This is a genomic window from Bacillus sp. 37MA, assembly GCF_000372765.1.
Lineage (GTDB): Bacteria > Bacillota > Bacilli > Bacillales > Domibacillaceae > Domibacillus > Domibacillus aminovorans.
Map to the genome: position 1 here is coordinate 251,467 of NZ_KB889752.1, position 19,544 is coordinate 271,010.

General features: G+C 40.9%; 13 protein-coding genes and 1 riboswitch. Of the genes, 11 read left to right on the forward strand and 2 right to left on the reverse strand.

The features are described 5' to 3' along the window. Positions 1–281: 281 nt before the first annotated feature. Positions 282–444: riboswitch (M-box (ykoK) riboswitch) on the forward strand. 222 nt (positions 445–666) lie between these two features. The 6 genes from corA to bioC all read left to right on the forward strand — a co-directional run bounded on the left by corA (position 667) and on the right by bioC (position 6,946). Further along, complete coding sequence (gene corA / locus A3M5_RS0101390; protein WP_018391962.1) at positions 667–1,644, forward strand: magnesium/cobalt transporter CorA; 978 nt, start codon at positions 667–669, stop codon at positions 1,642–1,644. A gap of 537 nt (positions 1,645–2,181) precedes the next feature. Then, complete coding sequence (bioA, locus tag A3M5_RS0101400; protein ID WP_018391964.1) at positions 2,182–3,564, forward strand: adenosylmethionine--8-amino-7-oxononanoate transaminase; 1,383 nt, start codon at positions 2,182–2,184, stop codon at positions 3,562–3,564. Further along, entirely contained in the window at positions 3,561–4,256 is a 696-nt protein-coding gene (gene bioD / locus A3M5_RS0101405; RefSeq protein ID WP_018391965.1) for a dethiobiotin synthase, read from the forward strand. Before bioA ends, bioD begins: the two co-directional genes overlap by 4 nt. Beyond that, a complete protein-coding gene (gene bioF, locus A3M5_RS0101410) occupies positions 4,253–5,425 on the forward strand; it encodes an 8-amino-7-oxononanoate synthase (protein ID WP_018391966.1) in 1,173 nt (390 codons plus the stop codon). The genes bioD and bioF overlap by 4 nt, the downstream gene beginning before the upstream one ends. Beyond that, entirely contained in the window at positions 5,425–6,144 is a 720-nt protein-coding gene (locus tag A3M5_RS0101415; protein WP_018391967.1) for an alpha/beta fold hydrolase, read from the forward strand. Before bioF ends, A3M5_RS0101415 begins: the two co-directional genes overlap by 1 nt. Further along, complete coding sequence (gene bioC, locus A3M5_RS0101420) at positions 6,137–6,946, forward strand: malonyl-ACP O-methyltransferase BioC (protein ID WP_018391968.1); 810 nt, start codon at positions 6,137–6,139, stop codon at positions 6,944–6,946. Before A3M5_RS0101415 ends, bioC begins: the two co-directional genes overlap by 8 nt. Before the next feature lie 202 nt (positions 6,947–7,148). Here bioC and A3M5_RS21975 read toward each other — a convergent pair whose 3' ends face one another. Next, positions 7,149–7,583 carry a LysE family translocator gene (locus A3M5_RS21975; protein WP_018391969.1) on the reverse strand — a complete coding sequence of 145 codons (435 nt, stop codon included), beginning with the start codon at positions 7,581–7,583 and terminating at the stop codon, positions 7,149–7,151. Between the two features lie 86 nt (positions 7,584–7,669). On the opposite strand from A3M5_RS21975, the gene A3M5_RS0101430 reads away from it, so the two are divergent. The 4 genes from A3M5_RS0101430 to A3M5_RS0101445 all read left to right on the forward strand — a co-directional run bounded on the left by A3M5_RS0101430 (position 7,670) and on the right by A3M5_RS0101445 (position 15,922). Next, on the forward strand, positions 7,670–9,274 hold the full coding sequence (locus tag A3M5_RS0101430; protein WP_018391970.1) for a M20/M25/M40 family metallo-hydrolase: 1,605 nt from the start codon (positions 7,670–7,672) through the stop codon (positions 9,272–9,274). A 473-nt stretch (positions 9,275–9,747) separates the two neighbouring features. After that, the gene (gene hsdR, locus A3M5_RS0101435) at positions 9,748–12,954 is read left to right on the forward strand and encodes a type I restriction-modification system endonuclease (RefSeq protein WP_018391971.1); all 3,207 of its coding nucleotides are present in this window, start codon (positions 9,748–9,750) and stop codon (positions 12,952–12,954) included. Positions 12,955–13,037: 83 nt separating this feature from the next. Then, entirely contained in the window at positions 13,038–14,468 is a 1,431-nt protein-coding gene (locus A3M5_RS0101440) for a class I SAM-dependent DNA methyltransferase (protein WP_018391972.1), read from the forward strand. Further along, positions 14,465–15,922, forward strand: coding sequence for a restriction endonuclease subunit S (locus tag A3M5_RS0101445; protein ID WP_018391973.1), 1,458 nt, complete (start codon positions 14,465–14,467; stop codon positions 15,920–15,922). Before A3M5_RS0101440 ends, A3M5_RS0101445 begins: the two co-directional genes overlap by 4 nt. 204 nt (positions 15,923–16,126) lie before the next feature. Here A3M5_RS0101445 and A3M5_RS0101450 read toward each other — a convergent pair whose 3' ends face one another. Further along, positions 16,127–16,546 carry a cupin domain-containing protein gene (locus A3M5_RS0101450; RefSeq protein WP_018391974.1) on the reverse strand — a complete coding sequence of 140 codons (420 nt, stop codon included), beginning with the start codon at positions 16,544–16,546 and terminating at the stop codon, positions 16,127–16,129. Between the two features lie 505 nt (positions 16,547–17,051). On the opposite strand from A3M5_RS0101450, the gene A3M5_RS0101455 reads away from it, so the two are divergent. Continuing rightward, a complete protein-coding gene (locus A3M5_RS0101455; protein ID WP_018391975.1) occupies positions 17,052–18,728 on the forward strand; it encodes a ribulokinase in 1,677 nt (558 codons plus the stop codon). Positions 18,729–19,544: the final 816 nt, after the last annotated feature.

Sequence of the window (19,544 nt, forward strand, 5' to 3'; positions counted from 1 at the left end):
GTAATTTTTCACAGAGATAATAGAGAAAACAAACAGAGGTCGGAAGAACTGTATGATCAGAATACTAGCTATCAATAAAGAAAATCGAATGCTAATCAACCCATCATTGGATCCCCTCTAGGATATTATGTAATTTTGGATGTGATGCTCTTCGTTGTGATCGGAATGTTTACTTGGTTCAAGTCTAAAGGCTGGTTTGATAATGAATAAAGAGGTTTGTATTTCAACCGGAAAATGGTTTGACATAAAGTTTTTTGTTGCATATAGTACCAATAGATGAATACGTCTTCTGTTAGGTGAGGCTCCTGTATAGAGATATGCTGCTGCCCAAAAACGTCGAAAGACGCCAATGGGTCAACAGGAAAAATCGGATTAAGGTTTTTCTTAACGTAGCTGGTAAATACCTATGCTATACAGTGCTAAAACTCAACATGGGGAGACATGTAAAGCATTTATAGGCTTTTTATGGCTCCTTTCTGCCTGAAGGGGGCCTTTTTATCAATTTTGGAGGTGAGGAAATGGATACTGATGACCCAAACTCGATAGGTACTTTCAAGAACATGACAAGATTGAGGCAGCAAAAGTGTTCCTGTTCCTCTTGTACCACCAAAGAAGATCCTAGCAACCTTTAAATGCCTCGAATAAATTAGACGAGGTGAATGATGGATGATTAAGACCTACCTTTATAGAAATGACAATGACAAACAAGAAATGATCTCCAATATTAACTTATCGGATGTTAATAAGCATTTAAGCGATGCAGATAGTTTGTTGTGGATTGATATTTATGATGTACAAAGCCATGAATTGTATGAAGTGGCAAAGATTTTTGATTTTCATCCTTTAGCGATTGAGGATTGCCTTCATGATAGCCCGCGGGCAAAGATGGATAATTATGAGGATTATAAATTTTTCGTTCTCCATGCCCTTCGTTATAACGAGGATAGTGATAATGAGATTACCACCCTTGAGCTGAACGTTTTTGTTGGTCCAAACTATGTGGTAACTATTCACAAGCGCAAGTTAAAATGGCTTGGACAAATGGACGCAATCTGTTCCAAGAATACAAAATATATGAATAAGGGTGCGGACTTTCTTTTATACGCTTTAATTGATGGGATCACCGATGAATATTTCCCTATTCTTGACCGAATTAGTATTCGGATTGATGAGTTAGAAAATGAAATTTATGATGAAGCAATAAGGGGAGTAACGGAAGAGTTTCTGGCGTTAAAACGCACCATCATATTAATTCGGCGAGTGATCCTCCCGCAGCGTAGAATCTTTTTAACGGTTGATGGGAAATGGAAGTTCGATATTAGAGAAGAAAACGTTCCATTTTATACGGATCTGATTGATCATCTGGAGCGTATTGTAGACGCAACAGAAACATTTAGAGATTTAGTAAACAGTGCACTGGATACTTATTATTCAATCATCAATGCAAAATCCTCAGAAAAATTAAACGTTCTTACATTGATATCAACGATCATGCTGCCTTTAACATTTGTGACAGGGTTTTTTGGAATGAATGTTCCTTTGCCTTATCAGGATTCTCCCATTGCAACGATTCTTATCTTTTTATTTCTAGTTCTATTAACTTTTGGAATGTGGAAATACTTTAAAAAGAAGCAGCTATTATAACGAGTTAAGGTGTTAGTCTTTTTAAAATGAAGTTTAAATAGACAAGATTATCGACAAACGAAAAAATGCCTTAATCCCATACTAGGATAAAGGCATTTTTCATTTATATAAACCACTAGACAAAAAGGACCGGGCTGTTTACGCCCGGCTTTTATTATCAGTTCATCCTGTTGAGTATTGTGTATTTAACAATGAAGCAGGTCCTCCTTTTTTAAACAACAGGTAAGGTAAAGGAAGGGCGTTAGGGGAAGAATCAATCATGCAAAAAAGCTGATCCGCCACCAAGGCTCCCCCTTTTTGCAAATCATTTATTTTTTCCTCTTTAGAGTCTCCCCTGCTCAGTATAAAGGATTGGGTCTTTTTTTATATATACAATGTTCCTGTTTCACCTCCAGCTACTACTCCTTTATTTTCAGGGATTAAAAGGCGTCAAAGCACCGTTTTGAAGACTGTGCAATGAGACTATGGTATATTGACACAATTCTTCTATTTATGTTAACCTAATTTTAAAAATGGTTAACGAAAGAGGTGTAATGCATGAAAAGAACTTCTGCACACTCTTCACTTACGTATACGTATGAAGAATTGTCTAAAAAAAATAAAGAATACTTGTGGCATCCATTTACACAAATGAAAGAATATAACGAAGGCAACACGCTCATTATTGAACGAGGAGAGGGAAGAAAGTTATATGATATGCAGGGAAATGCTTATTGGGATGGTGTTTCCTCTATTTGGCTGAATGTACATGGTCATCAAGTGAAGGAGCTCGACAATGCGATTCAGGATCAATTAGAAAAAATTGCACACTCTACACTGCTTGGCATGGCAAATATACCATCTATTCTGCTTGCTGAAAAGGTGATTGAGCTCATGCCAAAGGGGCTCAAAAAAGTCTTTTATTCCGATTCAGGAGCAACGGCAGTAGAGATTGCTATTAAAATGGCCATTCAATATTGGCAACATAAGGGAAAGAAGGAAAAGCATAAATTTATTACAATGAAGGAAGCGTATCACGGGGATACCATCGGTGCTGTTTCGGTCGGTGCCATTGATTTGTACCATGAAGCATTTCATGCGCTTTTATTTCCTTCTATTAAACTTCCCTATCCTTATACATATCGTTCTCCGCATAAACAAGAAGAGATTGTTAAAAAGAGCCTTAAAGAAATGGAGCAGTTATTACGAGAGCAATCGGATGAAATTGCGGCTGTTATTGTAGAGCCGATTGTACAAGGCGCAAGCGGAATAATTGTCATGCCTGAAGGATATTTAAAAGGCTTACGCGAACTCTGCACGCAATACAATGTACTACTCATAGCGGATGAAGTGGCAACAGGATTTGGAAGAACAGGGAAGATGTTTGCTTGCGAGCATGAAGGCGTAACACCGGATCTATTGACAGCAGGAAAAGGGCTCACTGGGGGGTATTTACCGGTAGCTATAACGGTTGCGACAGATGAAATCTATAATGCATTTTTAGGGGATTACGAGGAGCAAAAAACATTTTTTCATGGTCACAGCTATACGGGAAACCCGCTAGGATGCGCGGTTGCTCTTGCAAATTTGGAACTGTTTGAAACAAGCAATCTTGTCCAAGAGGTTGCTAATAAGTCAGTGTATATAGCAAACAGATTGCAAGCTTTCTATCGTTTAAAACATGTAGGTGATATTCGACAAAAAGGATTTATGGTCGGCATTGAGCTTGTGAAGGAGAGAGAAACGGAAGAACCGTACTCTTGGACAGAGCGCGTGGGGGGACGGACATGTCGCCGTGCTCGCGAACTAGGTATGCTTCTTCGTCCTCTGGGTAATGTTGTCGTGTTCATGCCTCCGCTAGCGTCTACTATAGAAGAACTGAATGAAATGATTGACATTTTATATGAAGCAATAGCAGATACAACGGAGAGAGAAGGATGAAAGGGTTCTTTGTAACGGCGACAGATACAGAGGTTGGGAAAACGGTTGTGGCAGGGGCATTAGCAGGTGTTCTACGAAAAAGAGGATATGACGTCGGCGTGTGCAAGCCAATTCAAAGCGGACATCTTTCCTGTGACCCTGCAGGTGATGCATCCCGCTTACAATATTTATCCGGAGTAGAGACATATGTTTCTCATATTTGTCCATTTTCTGTCAAGGAGCCGCTCGCTCCTAGCTTGGCTATGAAGCGTGCCGGAAAGCAAGTGTTTTTGGCAGACGTTGTAAGATGCTGCAAGAATATACAAGAGTATTTCGAGTATATCATCGTGGAAGGGGCGGGCGGTTTAATTGTTCCATATACCGAAGATGCACTAGTAGCAGACTTTGCACAAGCCCTTAATATGCCTCTCCTTATTGTTGCTCGCCCGACCCTTGGTACCGTAAATCACACCTTAATGACAATCGAATGCGCAAAAGCAAGAGGTTTGAAGGTTGCTGGAGTTATTCTTTCAGGATATCGGGATGAAGCTCTGGAGAGGGTAAAAGAAAACCGGGATATGATTGAACAGTTCAGCGGTGTACCTGTTTTAGGAATGATTCCTTGGCTAGGCAAAGAATTTACAAGAGAATACGCACTTGAAGCCACAGAATCTTCTATTCATATTTCTAAGCTGGAGGAGTGGCTTGCATGAGTTGGTATCAGTATTTGCAGAGCGAATTGGCATTGAGGGAAGAGCGTCAGCAAATTCGAAAGCTTCATGTAACTGAAAACGGTCCTGGTTGCTGGATTACAAAAGATGGAAAAAGGCTATTGAATCTAGCTTCCAATAACTATTTAGGTTTGGCGGGTGACAAAAGATTAATAGAAGCTGCGATAGAGGCTGTTTCTCTGTATGGAGCAGGTGCAACAGCTTCAAGATTGATTGTCGGCAACTATCCTCTATATGAGGAGACGGAACAAGATATTGCAAACTGGAAGGGCACGGAAAGAGCTTTGCTCATTGGCAGCGGTTATACGGCTAATTTGGGAGCGTTGTCCGCCCTTTTAGGAAGAAACGATGTTGTATACAGTGATCGGCTGAACCATGCCAGCATTACAGATGGGATTATATTGAGTCGGGCCGAGCAAAAGCGTTATAAACATAATGATTTAGAGCATTTAGAGAAACTTCTTCAGGAGACGCCTGCAAATAAACGAAAGCTCATTGTAACGGATACAGTGTTTAGTATGGACGGAGATACGGCGTATTTGCGTGAAATTGTGCAGATAAAAGAAAAATACAACGCTCTTCTTATGGTTGACGAGGCCCACGCAAGTGGGGTTTATGGCCAAAATGGGGCGGGTCTCGCTCAGGAGCTAGCTGAACGCATTGATCTTCATATGGGTACTTTCAGCAAAGCACTTGGCTGCAGCGGAGCATATCTGGCAGGAAGCAAACTATTAATAGATTATTTGACCAACACAATGCGCAGCTTTATTTTCACAACAGGGATGCCGCCTAGTACTGTCGGCTCTATTAAACGCGCCGTTGAAATTGTCCGTGATGAATCAACCAGACGCGCTTTGCTTATGCAAAATGGAACATTGCTTCGCGACCTATTAAAGCAAGCGGGATTTAATACTGGGGGCAGCAGCACTCACATCGTTCCAATTGTCATTGGATCAAATGAAGCAACTATTAGCTTCAGTCAGATGCTGCAGGAAAAAGGGATTGCAGCCATTGCTGTTCGTCCACCGACAGTTCCGGAAAACAGTTCGCGCATTCGATTAACTGTTACATCCGAGCATAAGCCTGAAGAAATCCGAGAGGCAGTAAAGCTTATAGCAGAAACTGGGCTGAGGGAAGGTGTACTTTCTTAATGAGACCGACACTTATTATGCTTTCGGGATGGGGGATGGATACCCCGGTTTGGGATGAAATGTGCAAGTACTTATCATCATACCGTATTCGATTTATAAATTGGCATCATACGAAAAGTGAGGAGGATATAGAAAATCGTGTCCGTCACATTATTCGGCAAGAAAAGAAGGTTATTTTGATCGGCTGGTCACTTGGTGCTATTGCTGCATTAGCGACAGCGTCGCAAGAGCCTGTATGCGGTATAGTGCTCATAGGAGGGGTAGCAAGATTTACGCAAGATACTGACTCTGACTATGCAGGATGGGAGGTTAAGTTTGTGGATCGATTAAAGCGGAGCGTACAGAAGGAAACTGACGATGCTCTTAAAAGGTTTGATGAAAGTATGTTCTCGGCTACTGAACAACTATGGAAGGAGTCATTTCCAGCCGTGCGTGCACATTTTGCAAAGGACGATACAAACTCACTCCTTATTGGGCTCAATTACTTGATACATCGTGACGTAAGGTCGCTTCTTTCTACCTTGCATGTTCCTCTTCTTTTGCTGCATGGAGAGAATGATCGTGTATGTTCGGTGGAAGCTGCCCGCTACATCGGAGAAAGAACGAATGCCTGTTTGCATGTATGGGAGGGTGCTGGACATGCGCCTCACATTACAAAAGCAAAGGAATGTGCTCATATGATTCAACAATTTGCAGAAGTGGGGAACGAACATGATTAACAAAGTGCTGCTTCAAAAACGTTTTAATAAAGCAGCTTTAACCTATGACGAATATGCGAATGTGCAAAAGAAAATGGGTGATGTGCTTATTCAAAAACTGTGTCAAACATACACATCACAGGCCCCCCTTTCTATTTTAGAGCTTGGCTGTGGTACAGGATATGTTACAGAACAACTAGTAAAATCCTTTCCTTATGCTTTTGTCACATCAGTTGACTTTGCACCGGATATGATTGAGCAGGCGAAAAAAAGAATAGGAGCCGAAAAAGCTGTTTTTATATGCGGAGACATTGAGCAAATTGATTTTTCGGGGCGGTATGATGTGATTATTTCAAATGCAACATTTCAGTGGATGAATGATTTGCAAGGAACGATAGACCGTTTGTTCAAATCATTGCAGGATAACGGCACCATGATGTTTACGACATTTGGCCATGAAACGTTTAAAGAGCTTCATCTGTCTTTCCAACAGGCAGTAAGAAATTTGGTAGGGAAAGAAGATAGGGCTATCGGGCAGTCATTTTTTACGCCGCAGCAGCTAAAGGAATTATGCGAACAGTATGGGCATGTTTCCATGCAGCAAGCGCACTACATAGAATGGTTTTCAACCGTTCGCGATTTTTTGGATTCTGTTCGCAAAATCGGAGCAGCCAACAGCAATGACGGGATTTCGAGTCAAAGCCCTCGTGTTTTTCGCAGCATGATCAGGTTATACGAAGAGCAATTTCAACAAAACGGCTGTATACAAGCCACATATCACGCACTATTTTGTACAATTACAAACCAGGGAAGACGAAAGTAACTGGCCCCAAAACCAGTAGTTGCTCCCTTTACCTCATAAAAGCCGATTGTTCTGTAGCGTAGGACAATCGGCTTTTTCATATTGGACATGATCTTAGCGTGGTAAATGAAAGAATGCTGTCGTTACCCTAGTTTGCAGAACGAACATATACATATTATGTACGTTTCTTATCAGCATCGCACATAAGGGATAAAGGAAGTATTTATTCTTGATTTTGAAAAGCTAACTTTAAACCTAAACCAACATAGACTATACCGACTACCTTACCGATCCATTGTGAGTTTATACTGTTTTTTAGAAATAACCGGTTACCTATCAAACTCGCCAGCAGCACCAACAAAGTCGTATACAAGATGCTCATTAAAACAAAAGTTAAGCCTAAAATTAAAAGCTGAATTGTCACTGAATATCCATTACTTTGGACAAATTGAGGTAAAAAAGCTAAGAAAAAAAGAGCCGTTTTAGGATTGAGCAGTTCGCCTAATAAAGCCTGATGAAAAGATAAAGTAGAATTCACCTTTTTTGTGAAGGGCTTCTCACCCTTTTTCGATTTTTCAATGAAAGCACTTATCCCTAAATAAATTAAATAGGCTGCACCTACATACTTAACGATTTCAAAGGCAAGTGCAGATGTCATTAAAATAGACGCTTGGTAGAATATTCTTAGCCACCTGTCTGTAAAGGGATTTCTTTAATACGTAAATATGAAAGGAAGGGATCGCGATGACAACGTTACTGTGGGATTCACCTGATAAGCTGCGGGCACTTTTATGCGAGCTGGCCGGTTGGAAAAGCATCACGATGACAGAGGATGAGCGGCAATTTCCGATGAAGCTTCAGTCGAAATTGCAGAGTCTGGATTATTTTCATCAGTACCCGGAACACCTGGCGCTGCATGCCACGGACATACGGCGGAAATTTGTGACGGCACTTTATAAACATCCGGACACATTGGATACAATCTGTCTAATTAGCCATTATGATACCGTCAGCACGGAGGAATACGGGGAGCTGGAGCCACTTGCCACACAGCCCGAGGAATTGACGGCTTACTGGATGGGAAACCCGAATGACTTGCCGGATGACGTGCTGGCAGACCTGCAGTCGGGAGAGTATTTATTTGGACGCGGGACAATGGATATGAAAATGGGGCTGGCTTTGCATATGCAATTGATTGAAAAAGCGAGTACAGAAAAGTGGCCAATTAATCTCTTGCTTTTGACCGTGCCGGATGAAGAAGTGAATTCAGCCGGCATGCGCGCCGCCGTTCCCAAGCTGGTGGAACTGCAAAAAGAATTTGGCCTGACGTACAAGCTTTTTTTAAATAGCGAACCTGTTTTTACGCAGGAACCAGGGGATACAACATGTAAAACTTATTCTGGTACGATTGGCAAAGTTATGCCGGGTGCCCTGTTTTACGGCCGGGAAACACATGTAGGTGAACCATTCAATGGACTAACTTCCCCCTACATCGCATCTTTCTTGACCCAGAAAATGGAATGGAATCCGTTGTTTCAGGAAACAGTGCTCGGCGAAAAGACGCCGCTTCCGATTACCTTACAGCAAAAAGATCTCCGCCTTGAATACTCAACTCAGACACCGTATCGCTCATCTGCGCTGTATAACGTATTTGTCATGAAGCAGACAGCAGAAGACATTATGACAAAGTTTGAACAGACAGCAATGGAGGCGGCAGACGAATGCAATAAAGCCTACACGAAGGTCTGTCGGTCCAATGAAGTGGAGCCGGTTAGTGAGGTGCGCGTGATCCGCTATGAAGAGCTGCTACGCTACTCTATTGAAAAGTTTGGGGCAGATTTTGTGGAAGAAGTAAAGGCGGATGTGTATACCTATGAAGAGTGGGATGACCGTGAGAAGTCATTTCGAATTGCCGATAAGCTTATTATCCAATCGCAGGAGTTGACACCAGCGATTATTTTATTATTCGCGCCCCCATTTTATCCGGCGGTCAATTCATCCGGCAATTCGCTCGTAGAAGAGGCAATTTTGCAGGTGACGAGTCTAGCAAAAGACGAATTCGGCTTATTGATTGAACGCATGCATTATTTCAACGGTATATGCGATTTGAGTTATGTAAACGGGAGCAGTATGGATGCTGGATGGGAAGCATATGGACAAAATACACCCGTCTGGAAAGATATCTATTCGATTCCGTTTACAGAAATGATGGAACTGCAAGCGCCTATTCTAAACATCGGACCGTTTGGAAAAGACGCCCATAAACGGACAGAGCGTTTGCATATGAAGCATGCCTTTGAACAGCTGCCTTATTTGGTAGAGCAATTAATCAAAAACATAAAGCCTTGAGTACTGGACTTCTCCCTGCCAGGGTAGACAGCTCTAAAAAGACTATGCAGCCATCGTGATTCGGTATTTTATCGGAGCTCGGTGGCTAGGTCATTTTTGGAAATGTTTATAGTTATAATAGTAAATATAACTATAAACGACTTGGATCAATTCCTTTACTATTTTAAATCAGTTAGATACAACATCTCCGATTTGAATAAGTAATAATGTCTGTAACCAGCGATTCATTTTGCTTTTCGTATTATCTCAATAAAAATACGTGCTGTTTCTTCAACTATCGGGTCCGTTAATGAAATAGTAACACTAAATTTAAAAATATAGTGCTGAATCAATCATTAAAAAAGCAAATAAGAATTGGGGTTTTTCGGAATAATGTGTAGGAAAAGGATCACAGTCTGAACCCCAGTCCATTACGGATATTTGGTTGAGTGTAGTATACTATTCATAAATAACTACTCGAAACGGTGATAAAAATGACGAGCAATTTTTCGTTTTTCCGAGGAAAATGGGATGTTCTTGCTAATTTAGCGGAGTCCGCGGAAAGAAATGTGTATGTGGACCCACATACAACGTTAATGAAGCTGCGCTTATTTGCGGAAACGATGGCGAAATACATATTGGCATCTGAAAATATTCGTGAAGCCTACAATACGACGCAGGTGGATCGGATTAATACGTTGCGGCGCGAAGGGGTTTTGGAGCCCGAATTCATTGATCTGTTTGAGACACTGCGACGCAAAGGGAATCAAGCGGTTCATGAAGCGGAATATGGACAGGTGGAGGAAGCGAAAGCGATGCTGCAAATCGCTTTTCGTCTGTCTGGATGGTTTATGGAAGTGTACGGTGATTGGCATTTTCAAGCGTCTGAGTACGTTGAATACACGGATCAAGAGATAGATAAAATGGACACACTTCAGCAAGAGTATGATGCTAAATTGCAACAACTTGAAAAAGAGTTGGAAGTCATTCGTCAAAAAGCAGAGCAAGAGCAAAGCGATACGAAACAAGAACGTAAACAGAAATCGAAAAAATTAGCACGTCGTCAGCAATTAACGGAAGCAGAGACACGTACGATTATCGATGAAAAATTACGATTAGCAGGCTGGGAAGCAGACACGAACGTGTTAAATCATTATACAAAAGGAACATTGCCGGAGAAAAATCGCAACATGGCGATTGCGGAATGGAAAGTAGGAAGCGGCAGAGTGGATTATGCTTTGTTTATTGGCTTCCGGCTTGTTGGGTTAGTAGAAGCAAAAGCCAAGCATAAAAATGTTCCATCTGTACTGGAAAGCCAAACGAAAACCTATGCCAAAAATGTCACGCCAATTGAAAAGGAGCAGATTGTACCAACGACGAGTAACTATAAAGCGCCCTTTCTATATGCGACAAATGGCAGACCCTTTTTAAGACAGCTGCAAGAAGAATCCGGGATATGGTTTTGGGATTCTCGGAAGCAAATGGAGCATGCTCGACCGCTCGAAGGTTGGCACTCTCCTGAAGACCTTCAATTGCTTCTGAGTCAAGAGAACGATCTGGTGAATGAGCAGCTACAAGAAGAGGACGTGACGAAATTTGGCTTGAGACCTTATCAGCAACATGCGGTATTAGCTGCTGAAAAGGCGTTGCAAGAAGGTAAACGAAAAATGCTGATTGCGATGGCGACAGGGACAGGGAAAACACGAACTGCTATTGCGTTAATGTACCGCTTGATCAAAGCGAAGAAGTGCCGTAGAATCCTGTTTCTTGTTGACCGTAAAGCGCTCGGCAGACAAACCGAAAATGCTTTGAAAGATACCGAAATAGAAGGACTCCCTTTCTCAAGCATATATGATGTGAAATCAATGGAAGACATGTCGCCGGAAGTGATGACGAGAGTCCATATTGCGACGGTGCAGGGAATGGTTCATCGTCTATTTTATAGTGAAGATGACAGAATACCGAGTGTCGGACAATACGATTTTATCATTGTTGATGAAGCGCATCGTGGCTATACGAGTGACCGTGAAATGTCGGATGATGAATTACAATTTCGGGATCAGAACGATTACATTAGTCAGTACCGGCGAGTAATTGATTATTTTGATGCAGCTTGCTTAGGACTAACAGCGACACCCGCTCTTCATACGACCGACATATTCGGAATGCCGATCTTCAAATATTCGTACGGTGAAGGGGTACTGGATGGTTTCTTAGTCGATCACGAGCCGCCCTATTTATTTAAAACAGAGCTTTCCACTCTTGGAATTACCTTTGAAAAAGACGATGAAGTGGAAGTATATGACGTAGATCAAGGTGAAATTCAACTTGAAAAAGTGGAAGATGCCATTCATTTTGAAGTGGAGCAGTTTAATAAACAAGTCATTACCGAACCGTTTAACCGAGCGATTTTGAATAAATTGGTTGAATATATTGATCCAACGGGAAAAGAAAAAACACTCATCTTTGCGGCAACGGATCAACATGCCGATTTAATTGTTCGTTTATTGAAAGAAGCCTTTCAAGAGCGGGGCGATGAAGTCGAAGATGATGCCATTGTTAAAATTACGGGCTATATTTATAAGCCACTCGAATCGATCAAGCGGTTCAAAAATGAGCGGCTGCCGAATGTCGTTGTCACGGTGGACTTGCTCACAACCGGAATCGACGTGCCAGCTATTACAAATCTTGTTTTCTTACGACGGGTGCAGTCCCGTATTTTATATGATCAAATGCTTGGTCGTGCAACTCGTCTTTGTCCCGAGATCGGCAAGACGCATTTTACTATTTATGATGCAGTCGGCATTTACAATAAGTTGCAAAGCTATACAGAAATGAAGCCGGTTGTGAAGCAGCAAAATCAAAGCATTGGTGAATTGTATGAGCGGCTGACCGATGCGGGGACCGATGAAGAAGCCAGCTTTTACAGTGAGCAATTGGCGGCGAAATTGCAGCGACGTAAGCAACGATTGACGGAAGAAGATAAAAAGAAATTTGAAGAGCTGTCCAACGGCAAAAGCATTGATCAGTGGGCAAAAGAAGTTCAAGCCTATTCACCGCAAGAAGCAAAGCGGGATTCAGTTTTGTTTGAATATATGGAAATGTACAGAGCGGAAGGCGAGAAACGGTACATTTCCAATCGAGAAGACAAAGTGACGGACGTGATAAGAGGTTATGGAGAAGGAAATAGTCGTCCTGAAGACTATTTGGATGGGTTTGTTCAATTTGTGAAACAAAATATGAACGAAATCCCGGCGCTTCAACTCATCTGCACACGACCGAAAGATTTAACGAAACAAGACTTGAGAGAGCTGATGACCATTTTGGAAACGAAAGGGTTTAAGCAATCCCATTTACAGACCGCCTGGAAGCATGCGAAGAACGAAGAAATTGCGGCCGATATGATCAGTTTCATTCGCCAAGCCGCTCTCGGTGTAGCACTTGTGGATCACGAGACGCGTATTAAATATGCGATGCAAAAAGTATATTCATTTCATGAATGGACACCTAGACAGAAAAAATGGCTGGAGCGAATTGAAAAGCAACTCTTGTTGTTCCCTGTACTCGCTCCTACATCAGAAGATGCTTTTACGGAAGAGCCCTTTAAAAGCAGCGGTGGATACAAAGTGTTGAAACGGGAATTCGGCGACTTGATTGATCCCATTGTGTTCACGATTAATGAGAATTTATATGCTAATTAATTCCAATGAGAAACGTGCCGCTATTCCGTGTAGCGGTGCTTTTTTACGATATAATGATGGAACTAGATGTTGGAGGCGTGAAAATGACAAACCAAGAGATTGTACAGAAGTTATGGAATTTATGTAATGTGCTGCGTGATGACGGCATTAACTATCAGCAATATGTAACAGAACTCACGTATTTGCTGTTTTTGAAAATGATGAAAGAACAAGACACAGAAGCGGCAATTACAGAAGGCTGCCGCTGGGATGATTTAATCGAAAAAGAAGGACTGCCATTAAAGCAGTTTTATCAAAGGCTCCTTCTTGAACTAGGTAGCAGCGACAACAAACAGCTGCGTCTTATTTACAGCGATGCGTCGACAAGTATTGAAGAGCCAAAGAACTTGGAGAAAATCATTAAGTCCATTGACGCACTTGACTGGTACAATGCGAAAGAAGAAGGACTCGGCGATTTGTATGAAGGATTGCTTGAGAAAAATGCGAGCGAGACAAAATCAGGAGCGGGACAATACTTTACACCAAGACCACTTATTGACGTTATGGTGCAATTAATTGATCCAAAACCTGGTGAGCGGTGCAATGACCCGGCAGCTGGTACATTTGGCTTTATGATTGCGGCAGATCGGTACGTAAAAGAAAAAACGGATAACTATTTTGATTTAGAAACGGTAGAAGCAGACTTTCAGAAAAAGGAAGCCTTTACTGGTATGGAACTTGTCAAAGACACGCATCGCTTAGCGTTAATGAATGCATTGCTGCACGATATGGAAGGACGCTTAGAACAAGGTGATACGTTGTCAAGTAAAGGAAAATGGATGAAAAACGTTGATGTGATCCTCACCAATCCACCATTCGGTACGAAAAAAGGCGGCGAACGTGTGACACGTGATGACTTAACATTTGAAACATCAAATAAGCAGTTGAACTTCTTACAGGTCATTTACAATGCGCTCAAAGATGACGGACAAGCACGTGCAGCGGTTGTAATCCCTGATAATGTCTTGTTTGAAAGCGGCATCGGTGCGCAAATTCGTCGTGACTTGATGAACAAATGTAACTTACACACCATTTTACGTTTGCCAACAGGTATTTTCTATGCACAAGGTGTTAAAACAAATGTCTTATTCTTCACAAAAGGAACAACAGACCAAGATAACACAAAAGACGTTTGGGTATATGACCTTCGCACAAATATGTCTTCATTTGGGAAACGTAATCAGTTAACGATGGCTCATTTTGAAAACTTTATGAAAACCTATGTGGCAGAAGACCGTTCTCAAGTGAAAGATGAACGCTGGAACAAGTATACACGAGAAGAAATCGCGAAAAAGGATGACAGCTTAGATATCGGATTGATTGCTGATGACTCATTATCTGCTTATGAAAATCTGCCAGAACCAATTGATTCGGCAGAAGAAGCGATAATGAAACTTCAGCAGGCGATGGATTTATTAAGTGAAGTTGTGGAAGAGCTTAGGGCAGTGGAAGAAGACAAGGTGGTCACGCAATGAGTAAGAGACAGAAGACCATCGAAGAACTGCTGGAAGAAGCTTTTGTGCCAGAGGAAGAGCAACCATATAGGGTGCCAAAGAATTGGGTGTGGGCATATGTCGATACAATAGCACAAGAAATTAAAAATGGCACTACGGTTAAACAAAATAAAGATGGTTTGGGAGTAAAGGTAACGAGAATTGAATCCGTACAAAATAACGAGATTGACTTAAATAGAATTGGATATATTGAAGAAGTTAGCTCTGTTAAAGAGAAGGATTATTATCAACCTAATGATATTGTGCTAAGTCATATTAATAGTATAGAACATGTTGGGAAAACAGCTTTAATTAAGGGAAGTGATCTTCCTTTAGTGCATGGGATGAATTTATTAAAGATAGGACTTTTCAAAGAGAAAGTAGCTCCAGAATATGCTCAATACTATATGAGGTCCTATCAATTTAGAAAAGATGTGAGGGAAAGAATCAACCGAGCTGTCAATCAAGTGAGTTTGAATCAAAAGAATTTAAAGACAGTCCCTATACCAGTAGCACCTTTAAATGAGCAAAAAAGGATTGCTGGGAAAATAGAGCGCCTTTTAAATAAAATGGAAGAAACAAAGCAGTTGATTGAGGAAGCGAAAGAAACGTTTGAACTTCGTCGAGCGGCTATTTTGGATAAGGCGTTTCGCGGAGAGCTAACAAATTCATGGAGATTAGAAAATCAAAATATTGAAGAGAATAAATCTCTTCAAGTTTCCATATCAAACGACTCGACAATGCCTTATGAGATACCAGATACATGGAGATGGAGCACTCTAAAAGATATTGCTGAATTTAAGAATGGTTATGCATTTAAGAGCAAGGATTTTGTAGATCAAGGCATCCAGCTCATTAGAATGGGGAATCTATATAAAAATAAATTAGCATTAGAAAGAAATCCTGTCTATTTGCCTAAAGAATATGATATGAAAATTCTCGAGAAATACACCATTAAAAATGGAGATATTTTATTGTCCTTGACGGGAACGAAATATAAAAGAGACTATGGCTATGCGGTTAAAGTGGATGGAACAGATAAACCGTTACTACTTAATCAACGTATTTTGTCGTTAAAGCCTAAACGAATGGATGAGTATGTTTTCTACTATCTTCAATCATCTACATTTAGAAATACTTTTTTTGGTTTTGAGACAGGGGGAGTAAACCAAGGTAACGTAGGTTCTAAGGCAGTAGAATCTATATTAATACCAGTACCGCCACTAGATGAGGCAAAGGAAATTGAAAAGAAATTGGTTGCTATATTAAAAAAAGAAACAGACTCCTTGAAAATTCTACATGTTGAGGAACAACTGGAAACGCTAAAACAGACCATTCTTTCAAAAGCTTTCCGGGGGGAACTTGGTACCAACGATCCGAGTGAAGAAAGTGCGATTGAGTTGTTGAAAGAAGTGCTGCAAGACAAAGTGAAATAAAAGTCTCCAAAAAGCCTGAGAATATTTATGTTCTCGGGCTTTTTGCTTTGATTGATTTGTGTGATTTTAGAATACAGTGGAAATGAGTTTTATTTAGACGTGAAATAAAAAACGTCAAACGCGAAATCATTGGCTTCAGCACGGGACAAAATAAAGTTAAATTGTTTCCGTTTTAATTTCAATAAGAATGGATAACGGTTCCGCTTACGACTGTTTCTTTTCCCATAAGGAATCGAGTTCTGGGAGGAGGAGGACACTTTCCTGTTCATTTGGATCCGTACGAGCAATCAGGGCTGTACAAGATTCAAATTCATCGGGATTATAAGGAAGATGGGGCATACCTGCCGGAATATACAAAAAGTCTCCCTCGTCTACGTTCATATGCTGCTCAAGTTTCTCACCATACCACATGGCCGATTTCCCTTGAAGCATATAGATGGCTGTCTCGTGGTCTTGATGAAGATGTGCTTTTGCTCGTTGGCTTGGGGGAATCGTCAATAAATGCATGCAGATCCCTTTAGAACCGACGCTTTCTTTTGAGATGGCTCCTAAGTAGTCAAACCCCTGTTTGCCATGATATGTTTTGGCCGAACGAATAAGCCGGCAAGTAGATTCTGTATTCATATTATGTACCTCCAGTTCCATTAGATTAGAACAACATGAGTTGTTTCTACATAATCCATATTCGACAAGGACAGATTCATTCCTATCGCACATTTCAAAATTGAATCATCTGTTCTTCATCACGGAAAATATAATGATTGATGATAGAGGAATAGGTTATTCGAACATTCATTATTACTTAAAATTTGGATTGTCAAGACTACATCAGACAGACTATTCAAAGGACAATCGTTTGTATTAAATTGGGCTTATATAGCCTAGTGTTCTGTGAATGCGCAGCTTATTAAAGCAGTTTCCATCTGTATCTATATTCTTGAAGGAGTAAAAGAGTATACGTAGACAAAAATTGATGACGCTCCCTTTTGTCATTAGTATGTTAATATCAAAACGAAACATCTTTTGGAAGATGGTTCTTTGTGTGGGGCTCCTGCTTGGCTTTGGGCTTCTTTCTTACTTTTTTGGAAGAGGACTACTAAGTTAAAGATTAGGAAAGGGGAAAAATGATTTGACTAGAAAATATACAATTGGAGTAGATTTTGGAACGGAATCAGGAAGAGTATTATTGGTTGACGTCATGACTGGGGAGGAGATTGCCACTCACGTAACCCAATATAAACATGGAGTTTTAGACAAGGAATTGCCGAATGGAAAACCTCTTCAACAAGATTGGGTTTTACAACATCCAGGAGATTATTTAGATGTGCTTTACCAATCAGTCCCTAAAGTAATAAGTATGGCGCAAATAGATAAAAGTCATGTCATTGGAATAGGAATTGACTTTACGTCGTCAACTATTCTTCCTTTAGACAATGTAGGAAATCCATTATGTTTTGATCAAAAATGGGAAAGCAATCCGCATAGTTGGGTGAAATTATGGAAACACCATGCAGCACAAGGTGAAGCAGATGAAATTACCCAGCTGGCAAAGGAAAGGGAAGAAGAATTTTTAAGCCTCTATGGCGGGAAAATTTCTTCGGAATGGATGTTCCCTAAAATCCTCCAAATCCTAAAAGAAGCACCAGAGATTTTTGAGGAAACAGACTTATTTATGGAAGTATGTGACTGGATCACCTCTCGATTAACAGACAATCTTATTCGTAGTAGTAATACATGCGGCTACAAAGCATTTTGGAGTAAGCAAAACGGGTATCCAGAGCCCTCCTTTTTTAAAGCGCTGAATCCTCGTCTTGAAAATATTTTAGAAACAAAAATGCGCGGAGTGGTTCAATCCATTGGCGAAAAGGCAGGAGAACTGACAGAAGAAATGGCCCAGCGTTTAGGGCTTTTACCGGGAACTTCTGTGGCTGTCGGAATTATTGATGCCCATGCAGGAGTAGCTGCAGTTGGCGCTGTGCGTCCAGGGCAGTTTGTGATGGCGATGGGGACGTCTACTTGTCACATGCTGATCGCAGATAAAGAGGAAAAAATTGAGGGTGTATGCGGAATTGTAGAAGATGGAATCATTCCAGGCTATTACAGTTATGAGACAGGACAAGTAGCTGTAGGGGATTCTTTTGCTTGGTATGTAGATCATGCAGTGCCAAGTTATATCGTAAAACAAGCTGAAGAAGCAGGAAAGAGTGTGCATCAGTTATTGGAGGAAAAGGCATCCAACTATAAACCAGGACAATCTGGCCTTATTGCCTTGGACTGGTGGAATGGAAACCGTTCTGTCTTAGTAGATGCCAATTTATCCGGGACCATTGTGGGGCTTACATTAGCGACGAAACCGGAAGAAATCTATCGAGCCTTATTAGAATCGACAGCATTTGGTACGAGAAAAATTATTGAAAATTATACTGAGGCTGGGATCGAGGTTAATGAAATTTTTGCGAGTGGCGGTTTGCCGCAACGAAATAAATTGCTTATGCAGATTTATGCCGACATTACTAATCGAGAAATTAAAATACCAGACTCTCATCAAACAACTGCTCTTGGTGCAGCCATGTATGCAGCCGTTGCAGCGGGAGAGGAAACGGGCGGCTACAATACGATTTTCGAAGCAGCTGAGAATATGGCAAAAGTGAAAGAGGAAACTTTCCATCCCATCGTGGAAAATGTGCGAATTTATGATGAACTATATAAATATTATTTAGAGCTTCATGATTATTTTGGCCGTGAGAAGTATGAAATCATGCACGGCTTAAAAAAGATGAGAAGTCTAGACAACGAGGCAGAGTGACAGGAAATTAGAGGTACAGATGTAGATGAAATTGCCTGTTGTGATTCAATATGACGACCACAGGGCAACTAGTTTACAGATGATTTTCAAGCGGTGGGCGGGGATTTAGGTGAAATCGATGCGTTCACAGTGGCAACAGAAGACAAAGCCGTATTGGTATCGAGACGGGCGATACGTAGTCTTTCTCAATTCCGTGCCGAGGCATTAGCGGATTTGAGAAAGAAAATGTCTCATTGTCAAAAAGGATCGAACCAATGGAAAAAATATCGGCAAGCAAGAATTCTTATCCGCAGTCCCATTAGATTAGAATAACATGAGTTGTTTCTACATAATCCATATTCGACAAGGGCAGATTCATTCCTATCGTACATTTCAAATTTGAATCAACTATTCTTCATCACGGCCAATATAAATGATGAAGAAATGTTTTAAATAATAATAAATGAAACGACACTCCTTCTGTGGCGGGGTTTTTTATTAATGAATAGGACAGCGATGAACGGCCTGATAGACAGGAACGATCGGTGTCTAGAATCAAGTACAATGTGATAAGGTGCCTGAAAAAGGAGATACCTTCAAGCTAGATTCATACCTTTGGATCGTTTTGGAAAGGGAAATTTGGTTTCTTAGCAGCTGAATGTGGCTTCTATAGCCCACGGGTAATAAAAGAGCATGATTCCTAAATGGAATCATGCTCTATCTTAATCATAACTTATTTCTTTTTCAGTTTTTTGGCCTGTGCTAAGACAGAAAAAGCAATATTTTTCGCTTTTTCCCTTTTTCCCTGTTTTTTTCATCTTTCAGCATGTCACTCGC

Bases quoted from the DNA above. Each gene is read 5' to 3' on its own strand.
- hsdR (WP_018391971.1), top strand. From the start codon at position 9,748: ATGACGAGCAATTTTTCGTTTTTCCGAGGAAAATGGGATGTTCTTGCT.
- A3M5_RS0101415 (WP_018391967.1), top strand. From the start codon at position 5,425: ATGAGACCGACACTTATTATGCTTTCGGGATGGGGGATGGATACCCCG.
- A3M5_RS21975 (WP_018391969.1), bottom strand. From the start codon at position 7,583: ATGACATCTGCACTTGCCTTTGAAATCGTTAAGTATGTAGGTGCAGCC.
- bioD (WP_018391965.1), top strand. From the start codon at position 3,561: ATGAAAGGGTTCTTTGTAACGGCGACAGATACAGAGGTTGGGAAAACG.
- bioA (WP_018391964.1), top strand. From the start codon at position 2,182: ATGAAAAGAACTTCTGCACACTCTTCACTTACGTATACGTATGAAGAA.
- bioC (WP_018391968.1), top strand. From the start codon at position 6,137: ATGATTAACAAAGTGCTGCTTCAAAAACGTTTTAATAAAGCAGCTTTA.
- corA (WP_018391962.1), top strand. From the start codon at position 667: ATGATTAAGACCTACCTTTATAGAAATGACAATGACAAACAAGAAATG.
- A3M5_RS0101430 (WP_018391970.1), top strand. From the start codon at position 7,670: ATGACAACGTTACTGTGGGATTCACCTGATAAGCTGCGGGCACTTTTA.
- A3M5_RS0101445 (WP_018391973.1), top strand. From the start codon at position 14,465: ATGAGTAAGAGACAGAAGACCATCGAAGAACTGCTGGAAGAAGCTTTT.
- A3M5_RS0101440 (WP_018391972.1), top strand. From the start codon at position 13,038: ATGACAAACCAAGAGATTGTACAGAAGTTATGGAATTTATGTAATGTG.
- bioF (WP_018391966.1), top strand. From the start codon at position 4,253: ATGAGTTGGTATCAGTATTTGCAGAGCGAATTGGCATTGAGGGAAGAG.
- A3M5_RS0101450 (WP_018391974.1), bottom strand. From the start codon at position 16,546: ATGAATACAGAATCTACTTGCCGGCTTATTCGTTCGGCCAAAACATAT.